23 protein-coding genes and 1 tRNA gene are annotated in these 22,873 nt (G+C 63.7%); 12 read left to right on the forward strand and 12 right to left on the reverse strand.

The genetic code is table 11. The annotated features are described in order from the left end of the window. Window positions 1–332 precede the first annotated feature (332 nt). A tRNA-Val gene (locus tag AADX97_RS10070) sits at window positions 333–407 on the reverse strand. Between the two features lie 242 nt (window positions 408–649). Here AADX97_RS10070 and AADX97_RS10075 point away from each other — a divergent pair. Next, window positions 650–2,092, forward strand: a complete 1,443-nt coding sequence (locus AADX97_RS10075) for a DUF294 nucleotidyltransferase-like domain-containing protein (protein ID WP_374234664.1) — start codon at window positions 650–652, stop codon at window positions 2,090–2,092. Between the two features lie 212 nt (window positions 2,093–2,304). Here AADX97_RS10075 and pyk read toward each other — a convergent pair whose 3' ends face one another. The 5 genes from pyk to AADX97_RS10100 all read right to left on the reverse strand — a co-directional run bounded on the left by pyk (window position 2,305) and on the right by AADX97_RS10100 (window position 6,411). Then, window positions 2,305–3,747, reverse strand: coding sequence for a pyruvate kinase (pyk, locus tag AADX97_RS10080; RefSeq protein WP_374234663.1), 1,443 nt, complete (start codon window positions 3,745–3,747; stop codon window positions 2,305–2,307). Between the two features lie 577 nt (window positions 3,748–4,324). Continuing rightward, the gene (locus AADX97_RS10085) at window positions 4,325–4,930 is read right to left on the reverse strand and encodes a flavin reductase family protein (protein ID WP_374234662.1); all 606 of its coding nucleotides are present in this window, start codon (window positions 4,928–4,930) and stop codon (window positions 4,325–4,327) included. A gap of 32 nt (window positions 4,931–4,962) precedes the next feature. Next, the gene (locus tag AADX97_RS10090) at window positions 4,963–5,253 is read right to left on the reverse strand and encodes a polyhydroxyalkanoic acid system family protein (RefSeq protein ID WP_374234661.1); all 291 of its coding nucleotides are present in this window, start codon (window positions 5,251–5,253) and stop codon (window positions 4,963–4,965) included. A gap of 55 nt (window positions 5,254–5,308) precedes the next feature. After that, window positions 5,309–5,698 (reverse strand): cupin domain-containing protein, encoded by a 390-nt coding sequence (locus AADX97_RS10095; protein ID WP_374234660.1) that lies wholly within the window; start codon window positions 5,696–5,698, stop codon window positions 5,309–5,311. Then, window positions 5,695–6,411: a transposase gene (locus tag AADX97_RS10100; RefSeq protein WP_374234659.1), complete on the reverse strand. Its 717-nt coding sequence runs from the start codon at window positions 6,409–6,411 to the stop codon at window positions 5,695–5,697. The genes AADX97_RS10095 and AADX97_RS10100 overlap by 4 nt, the downstream gene beginning before the upstream one ends. Window positions 6,412–6,658: 247 nt before the next feature. Here AADX97_RS10100 and prfB point away from each other — a divergent pair. The 5 genes from prfB to AADX97_RS10125 all read left to right on the forward strand — a co-directional run bounded on the left by prfB (window position 6,659) and on the right by AADX97_RS10125 (window position 11,395). Further along, a protein-coding gene (gene prfB / locus AADX97_RS10105; protein WP_374234658.1) for a peptide chain release factor 2 occupies window positions 6,659–7,757 on the forward strand; the annotation gives its coding sequence in 2 pieces (ribosomal slippage) (window positions 6,659–6,733 and window positions 6,735–7,757; 1,098 coding nt in all). Between the two features lie 322 nt (window positions 7,758–8,079). Then, a complete protein-coding gene (lysS, locus tag AADX97_RS10110; protein WP_374234657.1) occupies window positions 8,080–9,618 on the forward strand; it encodes a lysine--tRNA ligase in 1,539 nt (512 codons plus the stop codon). Between the two features lie 227 nt (window positions 9,619–9,845). Further along, window positions 9,846–10,073, forward strand: a complete 228-nt coding sequence (locus AADX97_RS10115) for a hypothetical protein (protein ID WP_374234656.1) — start codon at window positions 9,846–9,848, stop codon at window positions 10,071–10,073. A gap of 255 nt (window positions 10,074–10,328) precedes the next feature. Then, window positions 10,329–10,508 carry a hypothetical protein gene (locus tag AADX97_RS10120; protein ID WP_374238620.1) on the forward strand — a complete coding sequence of 60 codons (180 nt, stop codon included), beginning with the start codon at window positions 10,329–10,331 and terminating at the stop codon, window positions 10,506–10,508. Window positions 10,509–10,831: 323 nt separating this feature from the next. After that, the gene (locus AADX97_RS10125; RefSeq protein WP_374234654.1) at window positions 10,832–11,395 is read left to right on the forward strand and encodes a hypothetical protein; all 564 of its coding nucleotides are present in this window, start codon (window positions 10,832–10,834) and stop codon (window positions 11,393–11,395) included. Window positions 11,396–11,548: 153 nt separating this feature from the next. On the opposite strand, the gene AADX97_RS10130 is transcribed toward AADX97_RS10125, so the two are convergent. Beyond that, complete coding sequence (locus AADX97_RS10130) at window positions 11,549–12,415, reverse strand: alpha/beta hydrolase (protein WP_374234653.1); 867 nt, start codon at window positions 12,413–12,415, stop codon at window positions 11,549–11,551. Between the two features lie 364 nt (window positions 12,416–12,779). Here AADX97_RS10130 and AADX97_RS10135 point away from each other — a divergent pair, with 364 nt between their 5' ends. Then, entirely contained in the window at window positions 12,780–13,238 is a 459-nt protein-coding gene (locus tag AADX97_RS10135) for a hypothetical protein (protein WP_374234652.1), read from the forward strand. Between the two features lie 132 nt (window positions 13,239–13,370). Here the strand turns inward: AADX97_RS10135 and hda are convergent, their stop codons facing one another. Both hda and wrbA read right to left on the reverse strand, forming a co-directional pair. Then, window positions 13,371–14,075: a DnaA regulatory inactivator Hda gene (hda, locus tag AADX97_RS10140; protein ID WP_374234651.1), complete on the reverse strand. Its 705-nt coding sequence runs from the start codon at window positions 14,073–14,075 to the stop codon at window positions 13,371–13,373. A 34-nt stretch (window positions 14,076–14,109) separates the two neighbouring features. Continuing rightward, window positions 14,110–14,709 carry an NAD(P)H:quinone oxidoreductase gene (gene wrbA / locus AADX97_RS10145; RefSeq protein WP_374234650.1) on the reverse strand — a complete coding sequence of 200 codons (600 nt, stop codon included), beginning with the start codon at window positions 14,707–14,709 and terminating at the stop codon, window positions 14,110–14,112. A gap of 260 nt (window positions 14,710–14,969) precedes the next feature. Here wrbA and AADX97_RS10150 point away from each other — a divergent pair, with 260 nt between their 5' ends. After that, entirely contained in the window at window positions 14,970–15,530 is a 561-nt protein-coding gene (locus tag AADX97_RS10150; RefSeq protein ID WP_374234649.1) for a thioredoxin family protein, read from the forward strand. Window positions 15,531–15,587: 57 nt separating this feature from the next. Then, window positions 15,588–15,878 (forward strand): acylphosphatase, encoded by a 291-nt coding sequence (locus AADX97_RS10155; protein ID WP_374234648.1) that lies wholly within the window; start codon window positions 15,588–15,590, stop codon window positions 15,876–15,878. Window positions 15,879–15,919: 41 nt separating this feature from the next. Here the strand turns inward: AADX97_RS10155 and cpdA are convergent, their stop codons facing one another. Then, entirely contained in the window at window positions 15,920–16,786 is an 867-nt protein-coding gene (gene cpdA, locus AADX97_RS10160) for a 3',5'-cyclic-AMP phosphodiesterase (RefSeq protein ID WP_374234647.1), read from the reverse strand. 211 nt (window positions 16,787–16,997) lie between these two features. Here cpdA and AADX97_RS10165 point away from each other — a divergent pair, with 211 nt between their 5' ends. From AADX97_RS10165 to AADX97_RS10175, 3 genes are all read left to right on the forward strand, one after another. Next, window positions 16,998–17,417: a rubrerythrin family protein gene (locus tag AADX97_RS10165; protein ID WP_093030780.1), complete on the forward strand. Its 420-nt coding sequence runs from the start codon at window positions 16,998–17,000 to the stop codon at window positions 17,415–17,417. Window positions 17,418–17,912: 495 nt separating this feature from the next. Further along, a complete protein-coding gene (locus tag AADX97_RS10170; RefSeq protein ID WP_374234646.1) occupies window positions 17,913–18,413 on the forward strand; it encodes a hypothetical protein in 501 nt (166 codons plus the stop codon). A 50-nt stretch (window positions 18,414–18,463) separates the two neighbouring features. Next, the gene (locus AADX97_RS10175) at window positions 18,464–18,694 is read left to right on the forward strand and encodes a BPTI/Kunitz domain-containing protein (protein WP_374238621.1); all 231 of its coding nucleotides are present in this window, start codon (window positions 18,464–18,466) and stop codon (window positions 18,692–18,694) included. 176 nt (window positions 18,695–18,870) lie between these two features. On the opposite strand, the gene lpdA is transcribed toward AADX97_RS10175, so the two are convergent. After that, the gene (gene lpdA / locus AADX97_RS10180) at window positions 18,871–20,610 is read right to left on the reverse strand and encodes a dihydrolipoyl dehydrogenase (RefSeq protein WP_374234644.1); all 1,740 of its coding nucleotides are present in this window, start codon (window positions 20,608–20,610) and stop codon (window positions 18,871–18,873) included. Between the two features lie 352 nt (window positions 20,611–20,962). Further along, on the reverse strand, window positions 20,963–22,714 hold the full coding sequence (gene aceF, locus AADX97_RS10185; RefSeq protein WP_374234643.1) for a dihydrolipoyllysine-residue acetyltransferase: 1,752 nt from the start codon (window positions 22,712–22,714) through the stop codon (window positions 20,963–20,965). Window positions 22,715–22,873 lie beyond the last annotated feature (159 nt).

Here is a 22,873-nt window from a genome sequence, read left to right on the forward strand (position 1 = left end):
CTTGAGGAGGCGCATGCATCGCTCGGGGACTGGTGCGACCCTGGGCACCGCCCCCGATCGACTTGAAACAGGCCGCTTTCCCAAATATTCACCATTGGTGAATTTGCCCCGGCACCCTTCCGAGCTGACTGCATCCCTTGCGGTTAGCTCTTCGCCGATCTTCACGTGAAGATCGGCCGCAACCTCCTTCAGGTTGCGATCGGCCGCACTTACTGCGCGCGTCTCCAGATTCGCCCCGGATCTCGACCGGAAGTGCCGACCCCGCCGAGCACTTCCCACACACTTACAAAAAAACCGGCTCTAGGCCGGTTCTTCGTAAGCTCTTGTTTTGATGGTGGGCGCAGGTGGGATCGAACCACCGACCCCTGCCGTGTGAAGACAGTGCTCTCCCGCTGAGCTATGCGCCCGACTCAGCGGAGCAATCTACCAGGCAAGGTTGGCGAGGTCAACGCCGGTGAGTCGGCGGTGCTGCTCGCTCGTTCTCGCGTGATTGGGTTCCCCGGGCTAAAGTGGCGTGTGCGGATTCGTTCCAGTCCCGTTGGGTCGATCCATCTCACGAATGCATCGGATCGCGGATGGAGAGCTCTGCGGTTCAACGCGCACGTCAACCGTCGATGAAGGCGTCAAAATCAGTCGCAATCGAGGCCCAATGTCCGCTGATAATGTGTTTTTCGTTCCCATTAGGGATCTGTGTCAACGCGATGTCGTGACCTGCGAGCAGGATGAGTCGCTGGTCGTCGCCGCCGAGATGATGCGCGGGCGCAATATCTCGAGCATTGTCGTGTGCTCGGATCAGGTGCCGGTCGGCATGGTGACGGATCGCGACCTGCGCAACAAGGTCGTGGCACGGGGGCTGGATCCCGGCGAGCTGCGCGTGAGCGACATCATGAACAGCCCGCTGGTGACGATCGGCGAGGACGACTATCTGTTCGAGGCGCTCCACCTCATGAGTCGGCGACGAATCCACCGGCTCTGCGTGGTGGATGCGAGCGGCGCGCTCTGCGGGATCGTGACGGATACCGACGCACTGCGGTTGCAAAGTCGCTCGCCGCAGCAGTTGGTGAAGGAGATCGAGGAGGCGGCCGACGTCGATGATCTGAAGATCCTGCACGAGAAGCTGGAGCAGCTCGTTGTGCACCTGGCGGGCACGGGCGTGGCGACCAAGGATCTGGTGCAGACGGTGGCCCATCTGAACGACCGCATCCTGGTGCGTTTGATCGAGTTGGTGCGCGCTGCGCGCTACCAGGATCTCACCGACCGCTTTGCCTTCCTTGCGTTGGGGAGCGAAGGTCGGCAGGAACAGACGCTCTCCACGGATCAGGACAATGCGATCGTCTATGCGGACGATCTGACATCGGAAGAGCGAGAGCGCCTCGCGGCCTTCAGCGTGGACCTGATCGATCAGCTTATCGGGATCGGCGTGCCGGCGTGCCCCGGCGGCATCATGGCGAAGAACGAGGCGTGGCGGCGCAGTCTCTCCGACTGGAAGCGTGTTCTCGAGAAATGGCTGCGGACCCCGTCGCCGGAGAACATCCTCTCGGGCAGCATGTTTTTCGATCTTCGCACCCTTTACGGAGACGCGAGCTTCGAGGCCGACTTGAAGGCCCACATCACGGCGCAGTTGCGTGCCAATAACCTGTTTCTGGCCTATAGCGCCGCCAATGCGGTCGGCTTCAAGCCGCCGCTGGGGTTTTTCGGGGGGATCAAGCCGGAGCAACGGGGAGCGCACCGCGGCAGCATCGAGCTGAAGAAGGCCGGCATCTTTCCGATCACCGAGGGGGTGAAAGCGATGGCCCTACAGGCGGGTGTCGGCGACGGCGGTACCCGCGGCCGGGTGCTCGGTTTGCAGGAGGCCGGGATCCTGCGCGCGGAGCAGGCGGAGAGTCTGATCGCGGCCCTGGATTTTCTGGTTACCCTGCGACTGCGCGCGCAGTTGCTCGCACTCGAGGAGGACCGCGAGCCGAACAATTATCTACCGCTCGAACGGCTGAATCGGATCGAGGAGGGGCGTTTGAAGCTCGCGCTCGAAGAAGTCGGACACTTCCAGGGGTTTCTGAGGAGCCGCTTTCATCTCAATCAGTTGGGGCGCTGAACCGGGTCTCGGAGTGACTTTGTTTGCGCTGGAGTATAGAGCTGCGCGGGGGCCGACTCGGTCTTGATGGCGTGAGGGGGCGAGGATGAGGGGGCGACTAAAGTCGCCCCTACAGCCCCTACAGCCCCTACAGCCCCTACAGCATGGAGATTTTTTCCGGAAACCGCTCTCTCGAGGACCTTGTTGTCGCCGGTTCCCGGTCGGGCTCAAGCTCAGCGCTGTCCGGACGGCGTTTCCAGCTCCAGGATCTCCATCCGATAGTTGCCGCAGGGGTTCTCCGCGGTTGGACCCTGGGTCAGCAAGACCAAGCCCTCGCGGATCCCGCGCTCGAAAAGCCATTGACGCACGAAGCTCGACCAGTCGGAGCGGTCGGCCTCGACCTGGATCGGATGGATGCCGTAGGAGAACTGCAGCGCCTGACAGGTGGCCCTGTTCGGGCTGAAGGCGATGATCCAGACCGGGAGCCGAAAGCGCGCTACGTTGCGGGGTGTGCTGCCCGTCTGGGTGGGGACGACGACCGCCTGCGGGGCGCTGTCCTTGATGGTGTGGTAGACGCTCGCGGCGATCAGGTCGACGGCGCGCATTGGCCCCGACCTGTGGAACCCGTCCATGGTGCGCACGAAGGGCTGTTTGCTGCGCTCGGGCTCCACATGGTTGGCGATGCTTGCCAGCATGGCGACGGACTCGATCGGGTAGCGCCCCATTGCCGATTCGGCGGAGAGCATGACGCAGTCGGTCCCGCCCAGGATGGCGTTGGCGACATCGGTCGCCTCTGCGCGGGTAGGGCGGCGGAAGGTCACCATGGATTCGAGCATCTGGGTGGCGGTGATCACGGGCTTGCCGAAGCGATTGGCGAGCTCCGTGATGTGTTTCTGCACCACGGCGATCCGCTCGATGGGGATCTCCACGCCTAGATCCCCCCGCGCGACCATGATGCCGTCGGCGACGCGCAGGATGGCCTCGAGGTTGTCCAGCGCATCGGCGCGCTCGATCTTGGCGATAATGAAGGGGGCATAGCCGATGGCGTCCGCCGCGCGGCGCACGGCAAGGATATCGTCGTCCGTGGCGACGAAGGATTGACTGACGGCATCCAGGCCGTGCTCGGCGGCAAAGTGCAGCCAACCGTGATCGTCTTCGGTGAAGGCGCTGATGCCGAGATTGATGCCCGGAAAGTTGAGCCCCTTGCGCGAGCGCAGCTCACCGCCGACGCGCACGCTGCAGCGGATCTCGGAGCCCTCGACCTCGAGCACCTTCAGCAGGATGAAGCCGTCGTTGAGGAAGAGTCTGTCACCCGGTTGAACCGCTGCCGGGAGGTCGAGAAAGCTCATGGAGACCCGCGACTTGTCGCCGATGATGTCCTCGGTCGTGAGGGTAAGGATATCGTCGCGCAGCAGCTCGACCGGCTCCTCGGCTAGATCGCCGATGCGCATCTTGGGGCCGGGCAGATCGCCCATGATGGCGACACGGCGCCCGGTGGCTGTCGCGGCCTCGCGGATACGCCCGATCAGCGCCCCGTGATAGTGCGGATCACCGTGCGAGAAATTCAATCGGGCCACGTTCATCCCGGCCTCGATCAGGGCGCAGAGCATCTCGGGCGAATCCGACGCCGGGCCGATCGTCGCGACGATCTTGGTCTTGTGGTTGGGCAGTTGCATGTCTGGATCTCGTACTGCTGGAGGGTTTGTTGCTCGGATGGCTCGGTCGAGGTTTCGGGCGGGCCCGAGCCGAGCATGACCGGTTGCTCGTCATCTAAGCATAACTTGCGCCAGATGTCAGATCACGATCCGGCGGGAGTGCCTGCTCGCGTGCGGGTTGCCGGCCGGGTTGTTCGGTCTGGACGTGACACCGATGGTCCGGCGCCCGAACGCCCGCGGCGGTTGTCGTTATACCGACGCACTGTGATGTTTGCGTGTCGTTGGGTCTGTCGGTGGGGTGGTCTTAGGCGATTTCCGGAGAATTCGGTACCCGTAGGTCGTGCTGACGATAGGAAGCACGACGTGCGCCGATGGTTGGGTGGCCCCCGCATGGCTCGGCACAACCTAGGGTCCGTCGGACAGGAGACCGACCTGCGGCGGGGTCTGGCGATTCTCGCGAATTGCCTGACGGGGCTTGCCCGTCACCGCGGCCGTCGTGACACGTGGCGCAGAGCGCCAAGGGGCATGCGTGAAACCGCGGAGCGGCTGTCACGAGCTCCCTGAGGTTGGGGTGGCCGGTCCGATGCGCGCAGCTGCCTTACGCCTCGTCACGAGACCGGCGCCAGACCAGGATCGCCGCTCGGTCGGTCTCCTGATCGTGCGCATAGAGGCGTTTCAGCTCGGCCCGATCGGCCTCTGGCGCATCCCGCAGCAGTCCCGCGACCGTAAGGATCGGGCTGCACCGCAAGACCGCGCCTGCAGTGACCTCGGCCAGATAGGTGGTGCGGTCGCCGATGTCCATGCGCGCTTCGACCCGACAGTCCATCCAGGACACGGCCCCCTCGATCAAGGGCGCGCCGGCGGATGTCTCGCGCGGCGGCAGGTCGGCAAACTTGTCCGCACTGTGCCCGGAGGCGAGCCCGAAGCGCCGAACGCTCGCGATATCATCGGCTGCAATGAGATGCAGTGCGAAGGATCCGCTCGCCTCGATCAGGCCCCAGGTGTGGTGGTGCTTGGCGACCGCGACGAGCATGCGCGGGATCTCGTGGACGATGGATGCGCGCGTTGCGGCAGTGGCGATGAAGCCGCCGCGGCGTGCCCCGTCGCGCGCCGTCACGAGCCACAGGGGTGGGTCGTAGAGATGGAAGACCTCATTGATGGCGTTGATCGCCGCTGGGCTTCTGACGTGCGCCTCGGTGCTCATGTCATGTCGGCCGGCTGTTGCAGAGGGACGCGTCAGACCGAGGGAAGGGACGGAACCAGGCTGTCGAGCTTCTCGGTGATGCTCTGCTCGATCCGATCTTTGAAGGGTTTGAGCAGGAATCCGAGCGAGACCTCGAGGATCAGCAGGGTCTCGGTCACCTCGACGCATCCGCTCGCGCCCGGCCGCGCGAAGTCGAGCCGATTGCCGTCCCACGCACATCGAGCATCGAGCTCCTCGACGAGCAGATAGGCGAGGGCCTCGACCTGGTCGAGCGCCCGATCGAGGCCCAATGTGTGCTCGCGTTCGATGAAGATGTCTGCCATGTCGCTATTGTTGGTCCGTGTCGGGAGCCGGTCAAGGTATCCCGAGCAGATCGGGTTACGTCGGCGGGTGGGTCTCGATGTCCAGATAGGCTTCGGGTACGAAGCGCGGGGTACAGATGGCCAGGAAGACGAGGTCGCCGTCCCCGGTGTTGGCAATGCGTTGGCCCTGATCGGCGGGGATGTAGACCAGATCACCCGGCCCGACGGACTGCGGCGGGATGCCCTCCACTTCGACGCGTCCCGCACCCGAGAGGATCAGATACCGCTCGACGATCCCGGCGAGACGATGCAGGCGTGTCGTGACGCCGGGCTCGACCCTGGCGCGTGCGACCGAGACCGCCGGGTCGTCCGCACGATTCCAGGTCTCGAGGATGTGGCAGCCTTCGTCCGTGAAGAATTCGTCGGCCTCGCGCGGCGTGTGGATCACTCCGAGCGGCGGAGTCATGCGCGCGCCGTCGCGCGCCGATAGGCCGCCGAGCGACGGTCGCCGCCGCGTTGGCGCGGCAAGGCGCGCCGGTTCAGCGCCGTTTCGATCGCCCCGCAGAAGGTTTCATCGCCCAGCACCCATGCCTTGTTGGTGGCATCCCGAATCCGGGCCAGGAGGGCATCGTCCAAGGGCTGCTCGGCCTGCGCGGCATAGACGGCACGGCGTGCCTTCGCACTGCGCCCGAGTCGATCGTACTCCGCGTGGACCGTGACCAAGGGGTCGTCGTCGCCCCGAGCGTTGGCCCCGTAGCTCGACCACCCGTAATCGCCGACGCTCCTTACCAGCCCGGCACGCACCGGGTTGGACTCTAGGTAGTGGCTGACCGGCAGCAGAAAATGTGTCGGATCAAGCAGTGTCGCGCGGTAGCGTCCTTCCCAGAGGGTGCCGGTGCGCTGGTAGCGGGCGTTGAAGTGCTGGACATAGTAGCGCCCCACGTACTGCATTAGTTTGCCGACACCATTATCCAGGTGCGGTGTGAGCAAGAGGTGGAAGTGGTTCGGCATCAATACATAGGCATGCAATTCGCATCCGAACTTTTCGGCAGCAGCCCCGATCTTCTCCCAGAGGAACCAATAGTCTTCTTCCTCATATAGGATGCGCTCGTGGTTGTTGCCGCGCTGGATGACATGCTGCGGATAGCCGGGGAGGATGAATCTGGGCAAGCGTGCCATGGTTAGGGTCGGAGCCGGTTGGTTGACCTGCTTCTGAGTATAGAACCGATCCGAAAAGAGAACAGGCAACCGGCGGGTTCTTCGTCACTTTGATTCTCCGTGACCTCCGTGTCTCCGTGAGAGGCATTTCGAGCTGGAACCCCTGTGCCGACGTTGACCGATAGGTGGTGAGGGCCGGTCGGAACACGGCGACACGCTCGACTCGGCGCCGGCGTATACTCACGGATTTTTCCGGACGGAGTCGAAGATGCTCGACATCAACCCGATCGCTTACCAAATCAGTGACCTCAAGGGACGTGTCGAGTCCCTTAGGGGGTATCTTTGACTACCCGGAACGCAAAGAGCGTTTGACGGAAGTCCTGCGCGAGCTGGAAGACCCCAAGATCTGGAACGAACCGGAACGTGCTCAGACCCTCGGGCGCGAGCGTGCGACGCTCGAGGCGATCGTGCTCACGATCGACGAGCTCACGACCGGGCTGGTCGATGCCGACGATCTGCTGGCGATGGCCGCCGAGGAGCAGGACGAGGAGACGCTCGCCGCGGTCGCGAAGGACCTGGATCAGCAAGAGTCGAAGGTCGCCGCGCTCGAGTTTCGGCGCATGTTCGCCGGCGAGATGGACGCGAAGAATGCCTATGTCGATGTCCAGGCCGGATCGGGCGGGACCGAGGCGCAGGACTGGGCCGAGATGCTGTTGCGCATGTATCTGCGCTGGGGCGAGCGTCGCGGCTTCAAGACCGAGCTGCTCGAGGTCTCGCCCGGCGAGGTCGCGGGCATCAAGTCGGCGACCATTCAGTTTTCGGGCGATTACGCCTTTGGTTGGCTGCGTACCGAGACCGGCGTGCATCGCTTGGTGCGCAAGTCGCCGTTCGACTCGGGCAACCGGCGCCACACCTCCTTTGCTGCCGTCTTCGTCTCGCCCGAGGTCGACGACACCGTCAACATCGAAATCAACCCGTCGGACCTGCGCATCGATGTCTACCGAGCGAGCGGCGCGGGCGGTCAGCACGTCAACCGGACCGAGTCCGCCGTGCGCATTACCCATAACCCGACCGGAATCGTCGTCCAATGCCAGACCGATCGGTCGCAGCACAAGAACAAAGACCACGCGATGAAGCAGCTCAAGGCCAAGCTCTATGAGCTTGAGATGCAGAACCGGCGTGCCAGTCAGCAAGCGATCGAAGACACCAAGTCGGACATCGGGTGGGGTAGCCAGATTCGCTCCTATGTGCTTGATCAATCACGCATCAAAGATCTGCGCACCAACGTGGAGATCGCCAACACCCAATCGGTGCTGGACGGCAATCTGGATCCCTTTATCGAGGCCAGTCTCAAAAGCGGTCTCTAAGTGAACCGCGTCCCAGTGTACTCGGAGGCATTGCTGGTGGCTGTGGCGTCGCGCTTACCGGATAGCTGTGAGACGACGCGGTTCAAGACATCAAAAGCTTAGGCGATTTCCGTGAATAAACATCATGGCCACGCATGCCTATAGGGGCGACTTAAGTCGCCCCTACAGGTCGCCCCGACAGGTCGGTCAATCCTTTCCCGGAAATCACCTTAAATTCCTAAATTCTTAAACCGCTTCTACTGCGACGACTGCCGGCGTGTGGGGCACTGAACGACGCGACGGCGGTGCATGTTCTGCCGGAAGCGGTTTAATAGGGGGTTCGATGAGCGAGCAAGATCAGAACACCAATACGGCGGCGTCGCACGAGGACGCGGTCGACGAGCACAAGCTGATCGCGCAGCGACGCGAGAAGCTGTCGCAGTTGCGCGCCCAAGGCCCCGCGTTTCCGAATGATTTCCGGCGCGATGTGATCGCGGGCGAGTTGCTGGCCGAATACGGCGAGTACGAGCCCGAGGCGATCGAGGCGCTCGGGTTGCGCGTGAAGGTCGCCGGCCGGCTGATGAGCCGGCGCATCATGGGCAAGGCGAGCTTTGCCCATGTGCAGGACATGTCCGGGCGCATCCAGCTCTTTGTCCAGCGCGATCTGATCGGCGAGGACGCCTACGCCGTCTTCAAGCGCGACTACGATCTGGGCGACATCCTCGGCGCCGAGGGTCTGCTCTTCAAGACTAAGACCGGCGAGCTGTCGATCAAGTGCGACAGCATTCGTCTGCTGACCAAGGCATTGAGGCCGCTTCCGGAGAAATTCCATGGTCTGACCGACATGGAAAGCCGCTACCGCCAGCGCTATCTCGATCTCATCATGAACGGCGGCACGCGCGAGACCTTCCGCATCCGCATCCGGGTCATCCAGTTCATCCGCGACTATCTGAACGCCCGCGGATACCTGGAGGTCGAGACCCCGATGATGCAGGTGATTCCGGGCGGTGCGGTCGCGCGTCCCTTCATCACGCACCACAACGCCTTGGACATGCAGCTTTTTCTGCGCATCGCGCCCGAGCTGTTTCTCAAGCGCCTGGTGGTCGGCGGTTTGGAGAGGGTCTACGAGATCAACCGCAATTTCCGCAACGAGGGGCTCTCCACACGTCACAACCCCGAGTTCACCATGCTTGAGTTCTACGAGGCCTACGCGGACTATCGCGACCTTATGGATCTCACGGAGAACATGCTCCGCGAGATGGCCGAGCGGGTCCTCGGCTGCACGCTGATCCACTACCAAGGCGAGGACTACGACTTCGGACAGCCCTTCGCGCGTATGACGGTCCGCGAGGCGATCCTGCACTTCAATCCGGATCTCGGGCCGGCCGATGTCGACGACCTCGAGCGCGCCTGCGCGGTCGCCGCCCGGCTGGGGATTTCGGTCAAGCCGGGCTGGGGTCTCGGCAAGCTCCAGATCGAGCTGTTCGAGCACACCGCCGAGCACCGGCTGATGGCCCCGACCTTCATCACCCAGTACCCCACCGAGGTCTCCCCGCTGGCGCGGCGCAACGACGAGAACCCCTTCGTCACCGACCGCTTCGAGCTCTTCGTCGGCGGGCGCGAGATCGCCAACGGCTTCTCCGAGCTCAACGACGCCGAGGACCAGGCCGACCGCTTCCGTCAGCAGGTCGCCGAGAAGGAAGCCGGTGACCTCGAGGCCATGTATTTCGACGCCGACTATATCCGCGCCCTAGAGCACGGCATGCCGCCGACCGCAGGGGAGGGCATCGGCATCGACCGCCTGGTGATGCTCTTCACCGACTCGCCCTCGATCCGGGATGTCCTGCTGTTCCCGCACATGCGACCGGAGGCCGGCGGCTGAGTCGAGCGGACAGGTCCGGCGCGGCGTCTCGCGACCGTTTGCCGCAAGCTTGTCGGCACTCCGGTGTCACTCGTTTCGGTCTATCCTGACACGGCATCGGGGAGCGATGGTTGAGCCGTCGATCCGACCCAGCCGATCCTTCGCGCGGCATCGTCAGTTGTCGCGTCCCTTGCGGTCGATCGGACCGGGGGCCGATTTAAGGGGCCAAATGAAATCGGAGGGACCGAATGAACAAGACCGCAAAAGCCGCATGGCGGACGGCGCTGCCGATCGTCGCCGTCACATTGACCCCGCCGGCGAACGCCGACACCGAGATCTGGACGCCTATTCCGGGAACCGAGACGCCGGACAGCGGCGGGTCGCTCTTGATCGAGCGCAAGGGGATCGTCTATCCGGCAATCCCCGGTACACGCACTCCCGATTATGGTTCCGATCCTTCCGGCAAAACACCCTGATGCAGATGGGCGGACTCGCAGGCTTGCGACGGTTTCAACGGGGATTGTGGACGTGGCATGATGGCGACCGGCGAGCCGAACAGGGTCATGGCCAGCGTTCGCGATCGCCCGGCTCATGACTCGGTCACAACGACGCTTTCGAACGGGATGCCACGAAATGCATGATCGTAGACTTCAGGGTCAGATGTGCCGGGCCGCCTTTGCGGCTTTCCTGCACGATTTGGGTAAGCTTGCGAAGCGCGCGGTTGGATGTCGATGAGAGATAGCGCCTGCTGCATGACCCTGTATGAGTTTGACGGTATCGCAGCCTTGAAGGCGCTGCCTGAGCAGGAACGGACCAAGCTGAGCGGGATCCTCGACGGCAAGCCGACCCAAGACATGCGCAGTCAGGTCGATCGTGACGCCGCTCGGCGGTGTCACGTCTTAAAGCGTTAGGCCCCGAATCAAGCCCTGCGGGTCATGGCGGAGGTCGGTGTGGATCCACTGCTTCAAGAATATGGACCACGGATCGGAGAGATCGCCGCTCGATACGGGATCGAAAATGTCCGCGTGTTCACACGCACACAAGCGGAATGACACGATGAAAATCCGTCGCACGATTGGTCGACGCTTACAAAGACCGGTGGGCGTGCCGGCGCCACCCTCGGCGGAGGAGATTGCATGGCGCGAGGCCATGTCTCGGACACGTACCCGTGTCCCCAAAGGTGTCTTTCGTTACGCATCCATGGAGGAGGCGAATGCGGATTGGGAGCGCTGGCATGTTGAGCTGGTTACGTCGACTGTTCGGCGCTGAATCCCCGATGGGGACGGTACCTGCTGGCGAGTCCCCGAACGATTTTACGCGGCCGGCGACTTGGTCTGATGTCGCCATGATCATCCGGTTGCTCAATCGCGAGGGAGTGCGCTATGTCTTGGTTGGTGGCTATGCACTCGCCGCCCATGGCTATGTCCGGATGACCGAGGACATCGACATCGCCGTTGCTCCCGATCCGGAAAACTCTGCACGTTGGATCGCAGCTCTCGCCGACTTGCCGGATGGAGCAAGCAAAGCACTGGCCGGCGAGGTGGATCCGTTCGAAGGCGATTACCTGCACGCGATTCGGATCAATGACGAGTTTACGATCGACATCATGCCCTCAGTGTGCGGCGTGGGTTTCGCAGAGCTGGAAGGCCATATGACATGGCTTGAGCTGGAGGGCGAACGGGTCCCCGTTCTGGATCTGGAGGGCTTGTTGAAGACGAAGCAAGGTCTACGGCCGAAGGATCAGGCAGACGCAAATGTCCTGCGTGCAGTCTTGCGACGTCTGTCCGGCGAAGAGTGAGATCCACGATGGCAAAGCGCTAAAGTGGACCCGCGCGGCAGTCTAGGCTTGTTCGGCTTTTCCGCTACCAGGTTCTACGAGTGGTCTGGTGATTTGGCGCAACCCTGCACACCCGTGAGCCGGTCTCGCCGCGGCAGGCGCGTTTGAGCTTGCCTAAGCCGGCACCGCAACGGCGCACTGATTCTCCAGAAATCCCAGCAAGGCGCCGACGTGGTCCTCGATGCGATCGACCGAGTCATGATCGGCGCCGTCGATCTCCAGCAGACGCACATGCGTTCCCGAGGATCGCGCATGGATCAGGCGTGCATCCTCCACCGGAACCACGCGATCCGCTCGGCCGTGCACCAGTAAGACAGGACAGGTGATGCGGGTGATCGTGTTCATGGGTGCAATGGTGTCGAAGCGGTGCCCGATCAGCCATTCCACGTAGCGAATGATCCCGTAGACAATCGGACCAGGCAGATGCAGGTGACGCACCGATGCCTCGGTCACACGAGCAGGGTGGGCGAACGCAGCGATGCTGATCACGGCCGAGATGCCCGGGTTGCGCGATGCCTCGAACAGGGCGGCTCCTGCCCCGACGGAGTGACCGAGGACGGCGACACAGTCGGCACGTCCCGGGTGATGCCGCTTCAGCCAGGCGATGGCCATTCCGAGATCCTCGGCAAACCGAGGCAAGGAGGAAAAGGAATCGGCGTCGCTTCCGCCGTGATTGCGGGCGTCGAAGAGCAGGACGTTGAATCCGGCCTGTCGAAAGGGGATTGCCAGAGGCAGCATCAACTCCGCGTTGCCGCCCCAGCCGTGGAGGACGACGAGGGTGCGTGTCGAGTCCGCTGCCGGAATCAGCCAGCCGAAGAGGGATCGGCGTCGCACGGTCGGAATGCGAACCGCCTCGAAGGTAAGGCCGGAGCTCGCAGGCGTGCCGATTTCGCGCAGCCGTGGTGCACGAAAACCCAAGTGCACCCCGGCCGGGATTGCGGCTGCGGCCAAAACGGCGAAGAGACTCAGGGTTGTGAGCATGTCGGTCGAGCTCCGATACGGCTTGGAAGACTGCGCCCGAACCTTCGACCTTTCCGGTCGTCTTCAGCGTACAGTGTTCTAAAAAAGTAAGATGATGGCGTCGGCCTGCCTTTCCAAACGCTCCGGTCGAGGAGCCTCCTTTTTGAGCGAGACGCTCGAGATCCGGTGTCGGGTGCAGGACGCTCGGTCTTGGCATAGACTCAAGACAACACACTCATGCCCTCGAGCGCGTTGCGGAGGACGGGACCGACAACGGCCGCGCACCCTCGAGACGGAGATCGCCGGGTCGTCGTGAGTGGCGCCCTGCTCATCTCCATCGCCGAGCCAGAGGGCGTTGCCTTCGTCGTCCGGACAGGAGCTCAACATGGTTCATGTCTCCCGCCCACGGCTTCACGGTTTGCTTGTCGCCGCGGTCTTCCTGCTCCTTGTGCCTTATGACGCTCTTGGCGCCTCCGCCATGTCCGGGCCGGCCTGGGATGCTTGCCGCGATCGCGTGATCGCGAGCCTCGAGGCTGCCGGGCTACGGGATTTCGGCGATGTGAGCGCCTATACGGGTGCGACCGGTACCGGCGCGCTCCAAGCGGTCATCGATCAATGCGGTTATCGCTCCGAGCGCATCGGACCGGCCTTTTGCGACGACCTTTATGAGCAGGTCTATGCGGCGTGCCGAGTGGATGGCTTCGAGGGCATGAGCATGGCCGCCACGTCTTGGGTTTTGATCTTCGATCCGGAAGGACCGCTCGTGGAACGCTTGAGGAGGGTCTGCACACAGCCGGCGACGCTCGATCGGACGCGGTTCGGTCGTCTGATTTGTGCGGAGTGAGGGCTTTGATGCCTGTCGGGGCCTGCATCGGCGACGTTGCTCGACGGCGACCCGCGAATCGGGAATCAGCCCGTCGGGTGTCGATTCGTCGGATCGTTGCGCCGGATCGTCACACCGCAAGTCGATCGCCGTTCAGCCCTCGCCGCGCATGACCCGACGCACCAGAGGAATGCTCGGTTGGCGTTGTTCGCGCAGGCTGGCTTGGTCGATCCGCTCGATCAGGGCGACCAGAGAGCCGGGATCCCGGGCATAGTTGTTCATGATGTAGCGTGCGGTTTCCTGTCCCAGCCGCATGCCGAGCTCCGCGGCAATCTCCGTGAGCAAGCGCTCGCAGTCCGGATCGCTCAGCGGCAGCAGGCAGTAGCGCGGCCCCCATTGCAGGCGCGAGCACAGGTCCGCCAGACCAAGCCCGATGGCGTCCGGGGCCGAGCTCCCCGCGATCAGGAGCGCGCATCCGCGCGCGCGCGCTCGATTGAACAGATCGAACAGGGCGACCTCCCAGTCCGCCTTGCCGGCGACGGCCTGTACATCGTCGATCGCCAACAGATCGCGGCTCTCGAGGTTGTCGAAGATCGAGGGCAGCAGCCCGGTCTCGCCGAGCGGGATGTACTGGGCCGTTCGGGCCCGATGGATCGCAGCCTGACAGGCGCCCTGCAGGAGATGGGTCTTGCCGGTCGATGCCCCGCCGAACAGAAATAGGTAAGGCTCTCCGGCCCCGGACGCCAATGCCTCGACCGCGGCGAGCGCCTCTGCATTCGGCCCGGCGCGATAGTCCGCGAGTGTCGGCTCGCGGATCAGAGTGATCGGCAGATGCAGTTGCCCGGGATGGTCGGTCAAGGTTCCGCCTGCTCGGGGATGCGGGTCCGGCGCTTCAGTCCGTGCGGCGCGAGAGTGCCGCCGCGATCTCGGCGAGCCGACGCCCTAAGCCCAGACACAAACGCTTTTCCTCGTCGGTGACCGGCAGGGCGCTGTCGGGTCCGGCTAGGTGCGAGGGTCCGTAGGGCGTGCCGCCGGAGCGGGTGTGAAGCAGGTCGGCCTCGGTGTAGGGGAGACCCGTCAACAACATCCCGTGGTGAAGCAAGGGGATCATCATGGTGAGCAGGGTGGCCTCTTGACCGCCGTGCAGACTGGATGTCGATGTGAAGACGCCGGCGGGTTTGCCGGATAGGGCCCCGGAGAGCCAAAGACTGCTGGTTCCGTCGAGGAAATATTTCATCGGGGCGGCCATATTTCCGAACCGCGTAGGGCTACCGAGGGCAAGGCCGGCGCAGCCGCGCAGGTCGTCTTGGTCGGCATAGGGTGCACCGGAGGCGGGGACACTGTCCTCGGTCGCTTCGCAGACGGTCGAGACGGCTGGAAGGGTCCGCAGGCGCGCTTCCAGCCCGCCTGCTTCGACTCCGCGCGCGATATGATGGGCCATCTCTGCGGTGGCGCCGTAGCGACTGTAGTAGAGGACGAGGACGTAGCTCATGGATGATCGATCTCCGAATAGGGACGCCGGAATGCGCGGGTCCCGGATCGGACGGGCGCTCGGTGTGTTGCTGATGGCGTGGGTCGGGGATTAGTCTAAACCGCGTCGCCGGCGAAAGCCGATGTTTCGTCCGTCCGCGCCCTCGCATCCGAAGCAGCGATATCCGGGCATTGAACTGTCGAGCCGAAGTGGCGAGAATCAGCCGACCCCGCGCCGGTGTTCACCCGGTGCCGGAAACTTTGGGAGGAGGCATGATAAAAATGGCTCGAACACGTGCGCGTGACGGTCGGCGACAGCTTCGACTGATGTTCATCCTGCTTGTGCTATGGGCGACTGCGGTTGGCGCTGCAACCCGGGATCCGGCCCAGTACTTCTTCGACGCGACCTTCGGCGATTTTGCCGAGGAGCTCGAGACGGCGCGAGCCGAGGGCAAGAAGGGCATTCTGCTGATGTTCGAGATGGACGAGTGTCCCTTTTGTCATCGCATGAAGACTACGGTGCTGAACCAGCCCGAGGTGCAGGACTACTTCAAAGAGCACTTCATGATCTTCCCGGTCGATATCGAGGGCGATGTCGAGATCCAGGATTTCGCGGGTACTGCGATGCCGCAAAAGGATTTCGCCTTGAAGACGCATCGGGTGCGTGCGACGCCGGTGTTTGCCTTCTTCGACCTGGACGGCAATCTGGTGGCTAGGTACACCGGAGCGACCGGCGATGCGACCGAATTCATGTGGCTCGGGGAGTACGTGGTTCAGGAGCGCTATAAGGATCTCACCTTTCCGGCCTACAAGCGCGAGCGCCAAGCCGCCGCCAAGGGATAGACCGCGAGCCCAGACCGAATCCCGGCGACCTGCGGGGCGTGATCCGAGGAGCAGAGAATGGATGAGCATCAGAGCGAGCATCGCATCTGTTACCACTGCCTCGTCGGCGGGCGGGTGCAGGGGGTGTTTTTCCGTGCGTCGGCCCGCGAGCAGGCGATGCGGCTGGGGGTGACCGGATACGCGCGAAATCTCCCCGACGGCCGCGTGGAGTTGCTGGTTTGCGGGGAAGCGAATGCGGTCGGTCATCTGCGCGACTGGCTGCGCACCGGTCCACCGGGTGCCGCGGTGACCGGGGTTGCTTGCGAGCCCTTGGACTTTCAGCAGTACCCGAGCTTCGCCATCGACTGACGGGGCGTCCCCCGAGCGACGTCGCACGGGCGTCGGGCGCCTCAATAACCGCCCACCGTCCGACTCGGGCGCTCCGGGTAGTCGTCGAGACGGATGACGCGTGTCTCCAGCGCGCCGTCCGCAAGGAGTGTAAGCTCTCGGTAGCCGGGGGCTCGGGTATCGATCGCGAAATCGGACCGGCGCGGCTCGAACTGAACGCAGGTCGAGGGTGTTCCCATGACCCTGAACCCGTCGATACGCTGCTCGAATTCCTGGTGGATATGACCGCACACCAGGGCCTTGACCTGAGGATGTCGGTCGCAAAGCGCGATCAGCTCGTCTCCGTTATCGACCGAGAGTCTGTCCATCCAGGCGCTCTGCACAGGGATCGGATGCTGATGCAGAAAGAGGATGGTGGGCGAGGGGTGCGCCGCCAAGGTGTCGCGAAGCGCTGCGAGTCGAGCTCGGCCGATCCGCCCGCCTTCTCGGCCCGGCTGAGTGGAATCGAGGAAGACGAGATTCCAGTCGCCGAGGTTGCGCACGGCAACCGGCCCGAGCGCTGCAGGTCCGAGCAGCTCTTCCATCAGAGGCCGCGAGTCGTGGTTGCCGGGAATGCAGTAATAGGGTAATCCGATGCAATCGAGCAAGCGACGAAGCGCACGATAGCCTTCGCGCGACTCGTCGTGGACGAGATCACCCGTGAGCACCAAGGCATCGGCAGGCGGCGAATGCGCGAGTGCGAGCTCCAATACCGCTCCGAAGCTGCGCCGCGTGGTCACGCCGAGCAACTGTCCGTCGGGATCGGCGAAGAGATGCGGATCGGTCAACTGCAGAAGCGTGCGCCGTTGCGCGATCTGGTCCGGGCGGGCTCCCCCCATTGTGGATGACAGGGCGATGTCGAATGTCCGTAAGCCGTTGGACGCTGGCATAATCTGCTCCTTGTTGATCTGCGTAGGATATAGCAGTTGTGCATGGGGGCGTTGCCGAACCAGTTCACAGACTTGTCGAAGAGCGTCGTCGCTCATCAAAAGAGACGATTGCAATCATTGGAACAAACAATTTCTGAAACGGCTTCGAGGTGACTAAGGTTCGAGTGCAGGTTCAGCCAACCCCGGTTCAATCCATCGTGAGGAGATCGACATGGAGCTCAAGGGCAGCAAAACCGAAGAGAGTTTGAAGGAGGCCTTCGCGGGCGAGTCTCAGGCCAATCGCCGCTACCTCTATTTCGCCGCCAAGGCGGACGTCGAGGGCTACAACGACGTGGCGGCGGTGTTCCGCTCGACCGCAGAGGGCGAAACCGGCCATGCACACGGCCACCTTGAGTATCTCGAAGCGGTCGGCGACCCGGCCACCGGCCTGCCGATCGGCCCGACCGGCGACAATCTGCGTGCGGCCATCGCGGGTGAGACGCACGAATACACCGACATGTACCCCGGCATGGCCAAAACCGCACGTGACGAGGGCTTCGACGAGGTCGCCGATTGGTTCGAGACATTGGCAAAAGCCGAGCGCTCCCACGCCAACCGCTTCCAGAAGGCACTCGACAATCTCGACGCTTAGACCGCGTCCCCCGAGCAACCGGATCGGCTCGGCGGCATGCTTGACATGGGCGACACCAAGGGCCTCGTCGTCGGACGCGGTTTAGAAAGAAAGCGCCTTCGGTGACGTCTCGAGGGTGAGCGACGGGCATCTAGGGGCGACATGAGTCGCCCCTTCTCGTTTTGCGATGAGGCGTAGTCCGGACGCCGACGTCCGGAAATCGCCCTCGCGCCTCGCAAGAGCTCCTCGGCGCCCTTGTGCCCCTCGCGGCCTCATGCTGCGATCCTAGGCACGCTTAATCGCGGCTCGCGCTCCAATCGCTGGAAGCCGAGTCTTCTTAGGTATCGACCAACGACGCACGAGGGTCGACAGATAACATCCGCGCGAGATGGCCTGATCCGCCTTGAACCTTTTGAATTCTTTAAACCGCGTCCGCTGCGACGCCTGTGAATCAATGCGACGCGGAGTTTGCGTGAGAAGAGTGCCTGTTGCACCGGACGCGGTCTAAAGGACCGGATGGAAAGGCTGCTTGAATGGATCAGCGCGCGTCGACCCTGTCGTCTCATCGGAGGCGACCAAGGCGAGCCCTACCTCGAACGCTACTATCTCCTCGGCGCTTTCGGCTGGCATCTCTACCTGCACCGTTTCGTCGATTCGGATCCGGATCGAGGCCTTCATGATCACCCCTGGGGACATGCCTTGAGCTTGGTGCTCTCGGGCGGCTACGACGAGATTCGCGCACTCGACGGCGACTCGGAGCAGATCCAAGTGCGCTTTCGTGCTCCGGGGCGATTCAACAGGCTACGCGGCTCGGACTATCACCGGGTGGTCTTGCGTGCGGGCGTGCCGGCATGGACGCTCTTCCTGCACGGTCCGAGGGTCAAGGGCTGGGGATTTCGTCGAGGCGGGTCCGTTCAGGTGATGGCCAGGGACGGCACCGAGTTCCGTCATCGCGATTGGTGGAAGCACGCACCGACGGGAGCGCAGATCCGGGCGGCGGCGCGGAGTGGTTCTTGATGAGGGCTGTGGGGCTCGGCCCGTTACGCGTTCCGGTGCTCGTGATCCTCATGGTGGGCCTCGCGGGATGTGGCGGTGTACCCAGGGGGGGCGGCAGCGATGAGTTGCCCGTCACCTGCCTCGTTAAACCCGACCCCGGGCCCTGCCGTTCCAATCAGCGCGGGTTCTATTACGACTACCGCGACGATCGTTGCAAGGCATTTACCTACGGCGGTTGCGCGGGTCGGGTGCCGTTTCCGACCCTGCAGCGTTGTTTGGAATTTTGCGGGGCGAAGCGGTAAGGCAGCTGCTTGAACGCCGTCATCCGTTCTCGGCCGTCCTCGCCGCATAGGCGATTTCCGGGGAGGCATCTCGCCCGTGTAGGGGCGACTTAAGTCGCCCCTACCTCGGTCCGATTTCCGGGGAGGCATCTCGCCCGTGTAGGGGTGACTTAAGTCGCCCCTACCTCGGTCCGGCATCAGCGCTTCTTCGGCGGCAATAGATCCGTGATCGAGCCGTGCGCCATCTCGGCGGCGAGCCCGATGGTCTCGTTCAGGGTCGGGTGCGGATGGATGGTCAGTCCGATGTCTTCCATGTCCGCACCCATCTCGAGCGCCAGAACCGTCTCGCCGATCAACTCGCCGGCGTTTGGGCCGACGATGCCCGCGCCCAAGATGCGTTTGGTCTCCGGATCGAAGAGCAACTTCGTCAGACCCTCGTCGCGATGGATGCCGAGCGCGCGACCGCTCGCGGCCCAGGGGAAGACGCCCTTCTCGTAGGCAATGCCCTTGGCCTTGGCGTCGGTCTCCGTGAGGCCCATCCAGGCGACCTCGGGGTCGGTGTAGGCGACCGACGGGATGGTCATAGGGTCGAAGAGGGCAGGCATACCGGCGATCACCTCGGCCGCGACTTTGGCCTCGTGGGTGGCCTTGTGGGCGAGCATCGGCCCGCCGACCACGTCGCCGATCGCGAAGATGTTCGGCACGTTGGTGCGCATGTGGGCATCGACCTTGATGAATCCGTGCTGATCGACCTTCACGCCGGCGGCCTCGGCATTGACCAGCTTGCCGTTCGGGCGTCGGCCGATGGCGACCAGGACCTTGTCGTAGATCTCCTCGCCCGGTTTCCTGCCCTCGAAGACCACCTTGATGCCTTCGGCTGTGGCGCTCATTTGCGCGACCTTGGTTTCGAGTCGGATGGTGCTGTAGCGCTTTTTGATCACCTTTTCGAGCGCGCGCACCAGATCGATGTCCGCCCCCGGCATTAACTGATCCTTCATCTCGACGACCTCGACGGTCGAGCCGAGTGCGCTGTAGACGCTCGCCATCTCAAGCCCGATGATGCCGCCGCCGACGATCAGGAGACGCGCGGGAATGTCTGTGATCTCGAGCGCGTCGGTGGAGTCCATGACCCGCGGGTCGTCATGCGGAAAGCCCGGGATCTTCATGGGCGCAGAGCCGCAGGCGATGATGCAGTGGTCGAAGAGGATCCGCACCGGACCACTGGGTTGTGCCACGGCGATTCGGTTGGGCGCCTCGAAGCGACCGGTACCCTGGATCACCTCGACCCGACGTTGCTTCGCCATCGCCGCGAGACCACCGGTGAGCTTGGCGACCACCTGCTCCTTGCCGGCGCGCATCTTATCGAGATCGATCTCGGGCGTGCCGAAGGTCACGCCCATGGTCCCGAGTGTCTTGACCTCTTCGAGGATGGCCGCCGTGTGCAGCAGAGCCTTCGAGGGGATACAGCCGACGTTCAAACAGACACCGCCGAGGGTGTCGTAGCGCTCGATCAGGACGACCTTCTTGCCGAGATCGGCGGCGCGGAAGGCGGCGGTGTAGCCGCCGGGGCCAGCACCGAGTACCACGACCTCGGTGACGATATCATGCGACGCGGCGGCAGGCGCGATGCTCGCGGATTCTTTCACCGTTTCTGCTCCGCCCGCCGTCTGTGCCGCCTTGATCTCAAGGGTCATGATGCGCATGCCTTCCGAGATCCGATCGCCGACCGCGACCTCGACGCTGCGCACGATCCCGGCACGCGGCGCCGGGATCTCCATGCTCGCCTTGTCGCTCTCCAGCGTGATCAGCGACGCCTCTTCGATCACCGTGTCACCGGGAGAAACCAGGACCTCAATGACCTCCACGTCTTTGAAATCGCCGATGTCCGGTACCTTGACCTCGATGACCTCGATGATGTCGCCGCTCTTGTCGTTCATGGTGTGATTCTTCTCTTGGGGCCGCAGAGGCCGCGCGATGATAATGTCGATAGCGCCCAATGCTAGACGAAAGCGTGTCGCGAGGCGAAACCCTCGGCCCTATTCACTGCATTGGATTCTGGCGCCGCGCTCGGGCATCGGAGTCCGGAGCCCCAAACGACGTGTCAGAATTAGGTTGAGCACCGAATCTAATCGTGGTCGTTGTCGTTGTCGTTGTCGATTACGATTGCGACAACGACCACGACAACCCTGGCAAAGGTATTCTCTCGTCGAGTTGTTCTACTTACTCTTGAACCGTTCCTGAGCGAGGCGCCGGCACGTCCGCACGCCCGCCCCCGCCCCCGCGCCCGCCTCACAGCAGGAGCTGACGAAGATCCCCGAGCAGCTCACCGAGCAGACTGGTGAAGCGCGCCCCTTCCGCGCCGTCGACGACACGGTGATCGTACGACAGCGACAGCGGCAGCATCAGGCGTGGCTCGAAGCTCTGGCCGTTCCAGACCGGTTTGGTCGTCGCGCGCGAGACGCCGAGGATGGCGACCTCGGGAGCGTTCACGATCGGCGTGAAGGCGGTGCCGCCGATGCCGCCGAGGCTGGAGATGGAGAAACAGCCGCCCTGCATGTCGCCGGGCAGCAGCTTGCCGGCGCGCGCCTTCTCACCGAGCTCGGACAGCTCGGCGGCGAGGGCAAAGATGCCCTTCTTGTCGACGTCGCGCACGACCGGGACAACCAGACCCTGCGGCGTATCGACCGCCACCCCAATGTGGGTGAAGTGCTTGAGCACGAGACTCTCGCCGTCCGCCGTCAGCGACGCCTTGAGGACCGGCATTCGGTTCAGGGCGGTGGCGACCGCCTTGAGCAGGAAGGGGACGAAGGTCAGCTTGATGCCCTTCTCGGCGGCCTGCGCCTTCTGCGCCTTGCGGAAGTCTTCGAGCGAGGTGATGTCCGCCTCGTCGAACTGCGTGACGTGCGGCACCGAGAGCCAGCAGCGGTGAAGATGCCGGCCGCTGAGCTTCTTGATGCGGGAGAGCTCGGTGAGCTCGATCGGGCCGAACTTGGCGAAATCGATCTCGGGCGCGGCGGGCAAGGCGAAGGGCAGGGCACCGCCGGCCCCGGTCGGGGCACCTTGCGCGAGTGATTGCTTGACGAAGCCCTGGACGTCGTCCTTGAGCACGCGACCTTTCGGCCCCGACCCCTTGACGAAGGTCAGATCCACGCCGAGCTCACGCGCGAACCGTCTCACAGTGGGGCTCGCGTGCGCCTTGCGGCCCTTGGCGATGGCCGCCATGTCCTCCGGACGCGGTAATACCGGAGCGGGTCGGCGCTCGGATTCACCGGGCGCGCGTTTGGTGCTCGATGCTGGGCCCGGCGGCGCCTCGAGCTCCTCGGCAGTGCTCGCGGCCATCGGCGCAGCCATCAGCGAGGCCGCCGGGATCGGCTTGCCGGTATCCACCGCTGCGTCGGTGCGCAAGGTCAGGATGAGATCCCCTTGGTTAAGGGTATCCCCGGCCGCGACGGCCAGCTCCTCGACGATCCCCGCGTTGGGTGAGGGGATCTCCATGGTCGCCTTGTCGCTCTCGAGCGTGAGGAGTGACTGGTCGACCTCGATGCGATCCCCCGGAGCAATCAGGACCTCGATCACCGGGATGTCCGTGAAATCGCCGATGTCGGGCAGGACGACGGAGATGGTCTCGCCGCTGCTCGGCATACGCGGCGGGGTCGACTTCGGAGCCTGCGGCGATGCCGGAGCAGGGGCTGTCGGACGTGGTGTCGCGGGAACAGCGCCCGGCCCGCTCGCCTCGGGTTGCGCAGAGCGCCCATCGCCGGCTGAGGCATCCTTGGAGGGAGCCTCCTCGGAGCCAGCCCCATCGGTCTCAAGCGTCATCAGGAGATCCCCCTGACTGACCCGATCGCCGACCTTGACCTTCAACGCTCGGATCACCCCCGCCAGCGGCGCGGGGATCTCGATAGTCGCCTTGTCGCTCTCCAGACTGAGGATCGATTGCTCGGCCTCGATCCGGTCACCCGGCGCGACGAGGATCTCGATCACCTCGACGTCCGAGAAATCCCCGATGTCCGGCAGCAGAATGTCTTCGACGGTTGCCACGCTCTGTCCTCCCTCAACCGCGTCCGGGGCGATCACACCAGATCCCTGTGTTGCGCCGCTCGGCTTGACCCGAGCGCTTCGTCCCGGACGCGGTCCAGTCATCGATAGATAAGTTTCCTAAACCCCGTCGACCGAGCCCTTCTTTGGTGCTTCGTCGTC

Origin of the sequence: Thiocapsa sp. C2-2m, from assembly GCF_041903745.1 — a bacterium.
Lineage (GTDB): Bacteria > Pseudomonadota > Gammaproteobacteria > Chromatiales > Chromatiaceae > Thiocapsa > Thiocapsa roseilacustris.

What these genes read in the sequence shown, in the direction of transcription:
- AADX97_RS10075 (WP_374234664.1), top strand. Translation starts at nt 650, where the DNA reads ATGTCCGCTGATAATGTGTTTTTCGTTCCCATTAGGGATCTGTGTCAA.
- pyk (WP_374234663.1), bottom strand. Translation starts at nt 3,747, where the DNA reads ATGCAACTGCCCAACCACAAGACCAAGATCGTCGCGACGATCGGCCCG.
- AADX97_RS10085 (WP_374234662.1), bottom strand. Translation starts at nt 4,930, where the DNA reads ATGAGCACCGAGGCGCACGTCAGAAGCCCAGCGGCGATCAACGCCATC.
- AADX97_RS10090 (WP_374234661.1), bottom strand. Translation starts at nt 5,253, where the DNA reads ATGGCAGACATCTTCATCGAACGCGAGCACACATTGGGCCTCGATCGG.
- AADX97_RS10095 (WP_374234660.1), bottom strand. Translation starts at nt 5,698, where the DNA reads ATGACTCCGCCGCTCGGAGTGATCCACACGCCGCGCGAGGCCGACGAA.
- AADX97_RS10100 (WP_374234659.1), bottom strand. Translation starts at nt 6,411, where the DNA reads ATGGCACGCTTGCCCAGATTCATCCTCCCCGGCTATCCGCAGCATGTC.
- lysS (WP_374234657.1), top strand. Translation starts at nt 8,080, where the DNA reads ATGAGCGAGCAAGATCAGAACACCAATACGGCGGCGTCGCACGAGGAC.
- AADX97_RS10115 (WP_374234656.1), top strand. Translation starts at nt 9,846, where the DNA reads ATGAACAAGACCGCAAAAGCCGCATGGCGGACGGCGCTGCCGATCGTC.
- AADX97_RS10120 (WP_374238620.1), top strand. Translation starts at nt 10,329, where the DNA reads ATGAGAGATAGCGCCTGCTGCATGACCCTGTATGAGTTTGACGGTATC.
- AADX97_RS10125 (WP_374234654.1), top strand. Translation starts at nt 10,832, where the DNA reads ATGTTGAGCTGGTTACGTCGACTGTTCGGCGCTGAATCCCCGATGGGG.
- AADX97_RS10130 (WP_374234653.1), bottom strand. Translation starts at nt 12,415, where the DNA reads ATGCTCACAACCCTGAGTCTCTTCGCCGTTTTGGCCGCAGCCGCAATC.
- AADX97_RS10135 (WP_374234652.1), top strand. Translation starts at nt 12,780, where the DNA reads ATGGTTCATGTCTCCCGCCCACGGCTTCACGGTTTGCTTGTCGCCGCG.
- wrbA (WP_374234650.1), bottom strand. Translation starts at nt 14,709, where the DNA reads ATGAGCTACGTCCTCGTCCTCTACTACAGTCGCTACGGCGCCACCGCA.
- AADX97_RS10150 (WP_374234649.1), top strand. Translation starts at nt 14,970, where the DNA reads ATGGCTCGAACACGTGCGCGTGACGGTCGGCGACAGCTTCGACTGATG.
- AADX97_RS10155 (WP_374234648.1), top strand. Translation starts at nt 15,588, where the DNA reads ATGGATGAGCATCAGAGCGAGCATCGCATCTGTTACCACTGCCTCGTC.
- cpdA (WP_374234647.1), bottom strand. Translation starts at nt 16,786, where the DNA reads ATGCCAGCGTCCAACGGCTTACGGACATTCGACATCGCCCTGTCATCC.
- AADX97_RS10165 (WP_093030780.1), top strand. Translation starts at nt 16,998, where the DNA reads ATGGAGCTCAAGGGCAGCAAAACCGAAGAGAGTTTGAAGGAGGCCTTC.
- AADX97_RS10170 (WP_374234646.1), top strand. Translation starts at nt 17,913, where the DNA reads ATGGAAAGGCTGCTTGAATGGATCAGCGCGCGTCGACCCTGTCGTCTC.
- AADX97_RS10175 (WP_374238621.1), top strand. Translation starts at nt 18,464, where the DNA reads ATGGTGGGCCTCGCGGGATGTGGCGGTGTACCCAGGGGGGGCGGCAGC.
- lpdA (WP_374234644.1), bottom strand. Translation starts at nt 20,610, where the DNA reads ATGAACGACAAGAGCGGCGACATCATCGAGGTCATCGAGGTCAAGGTA.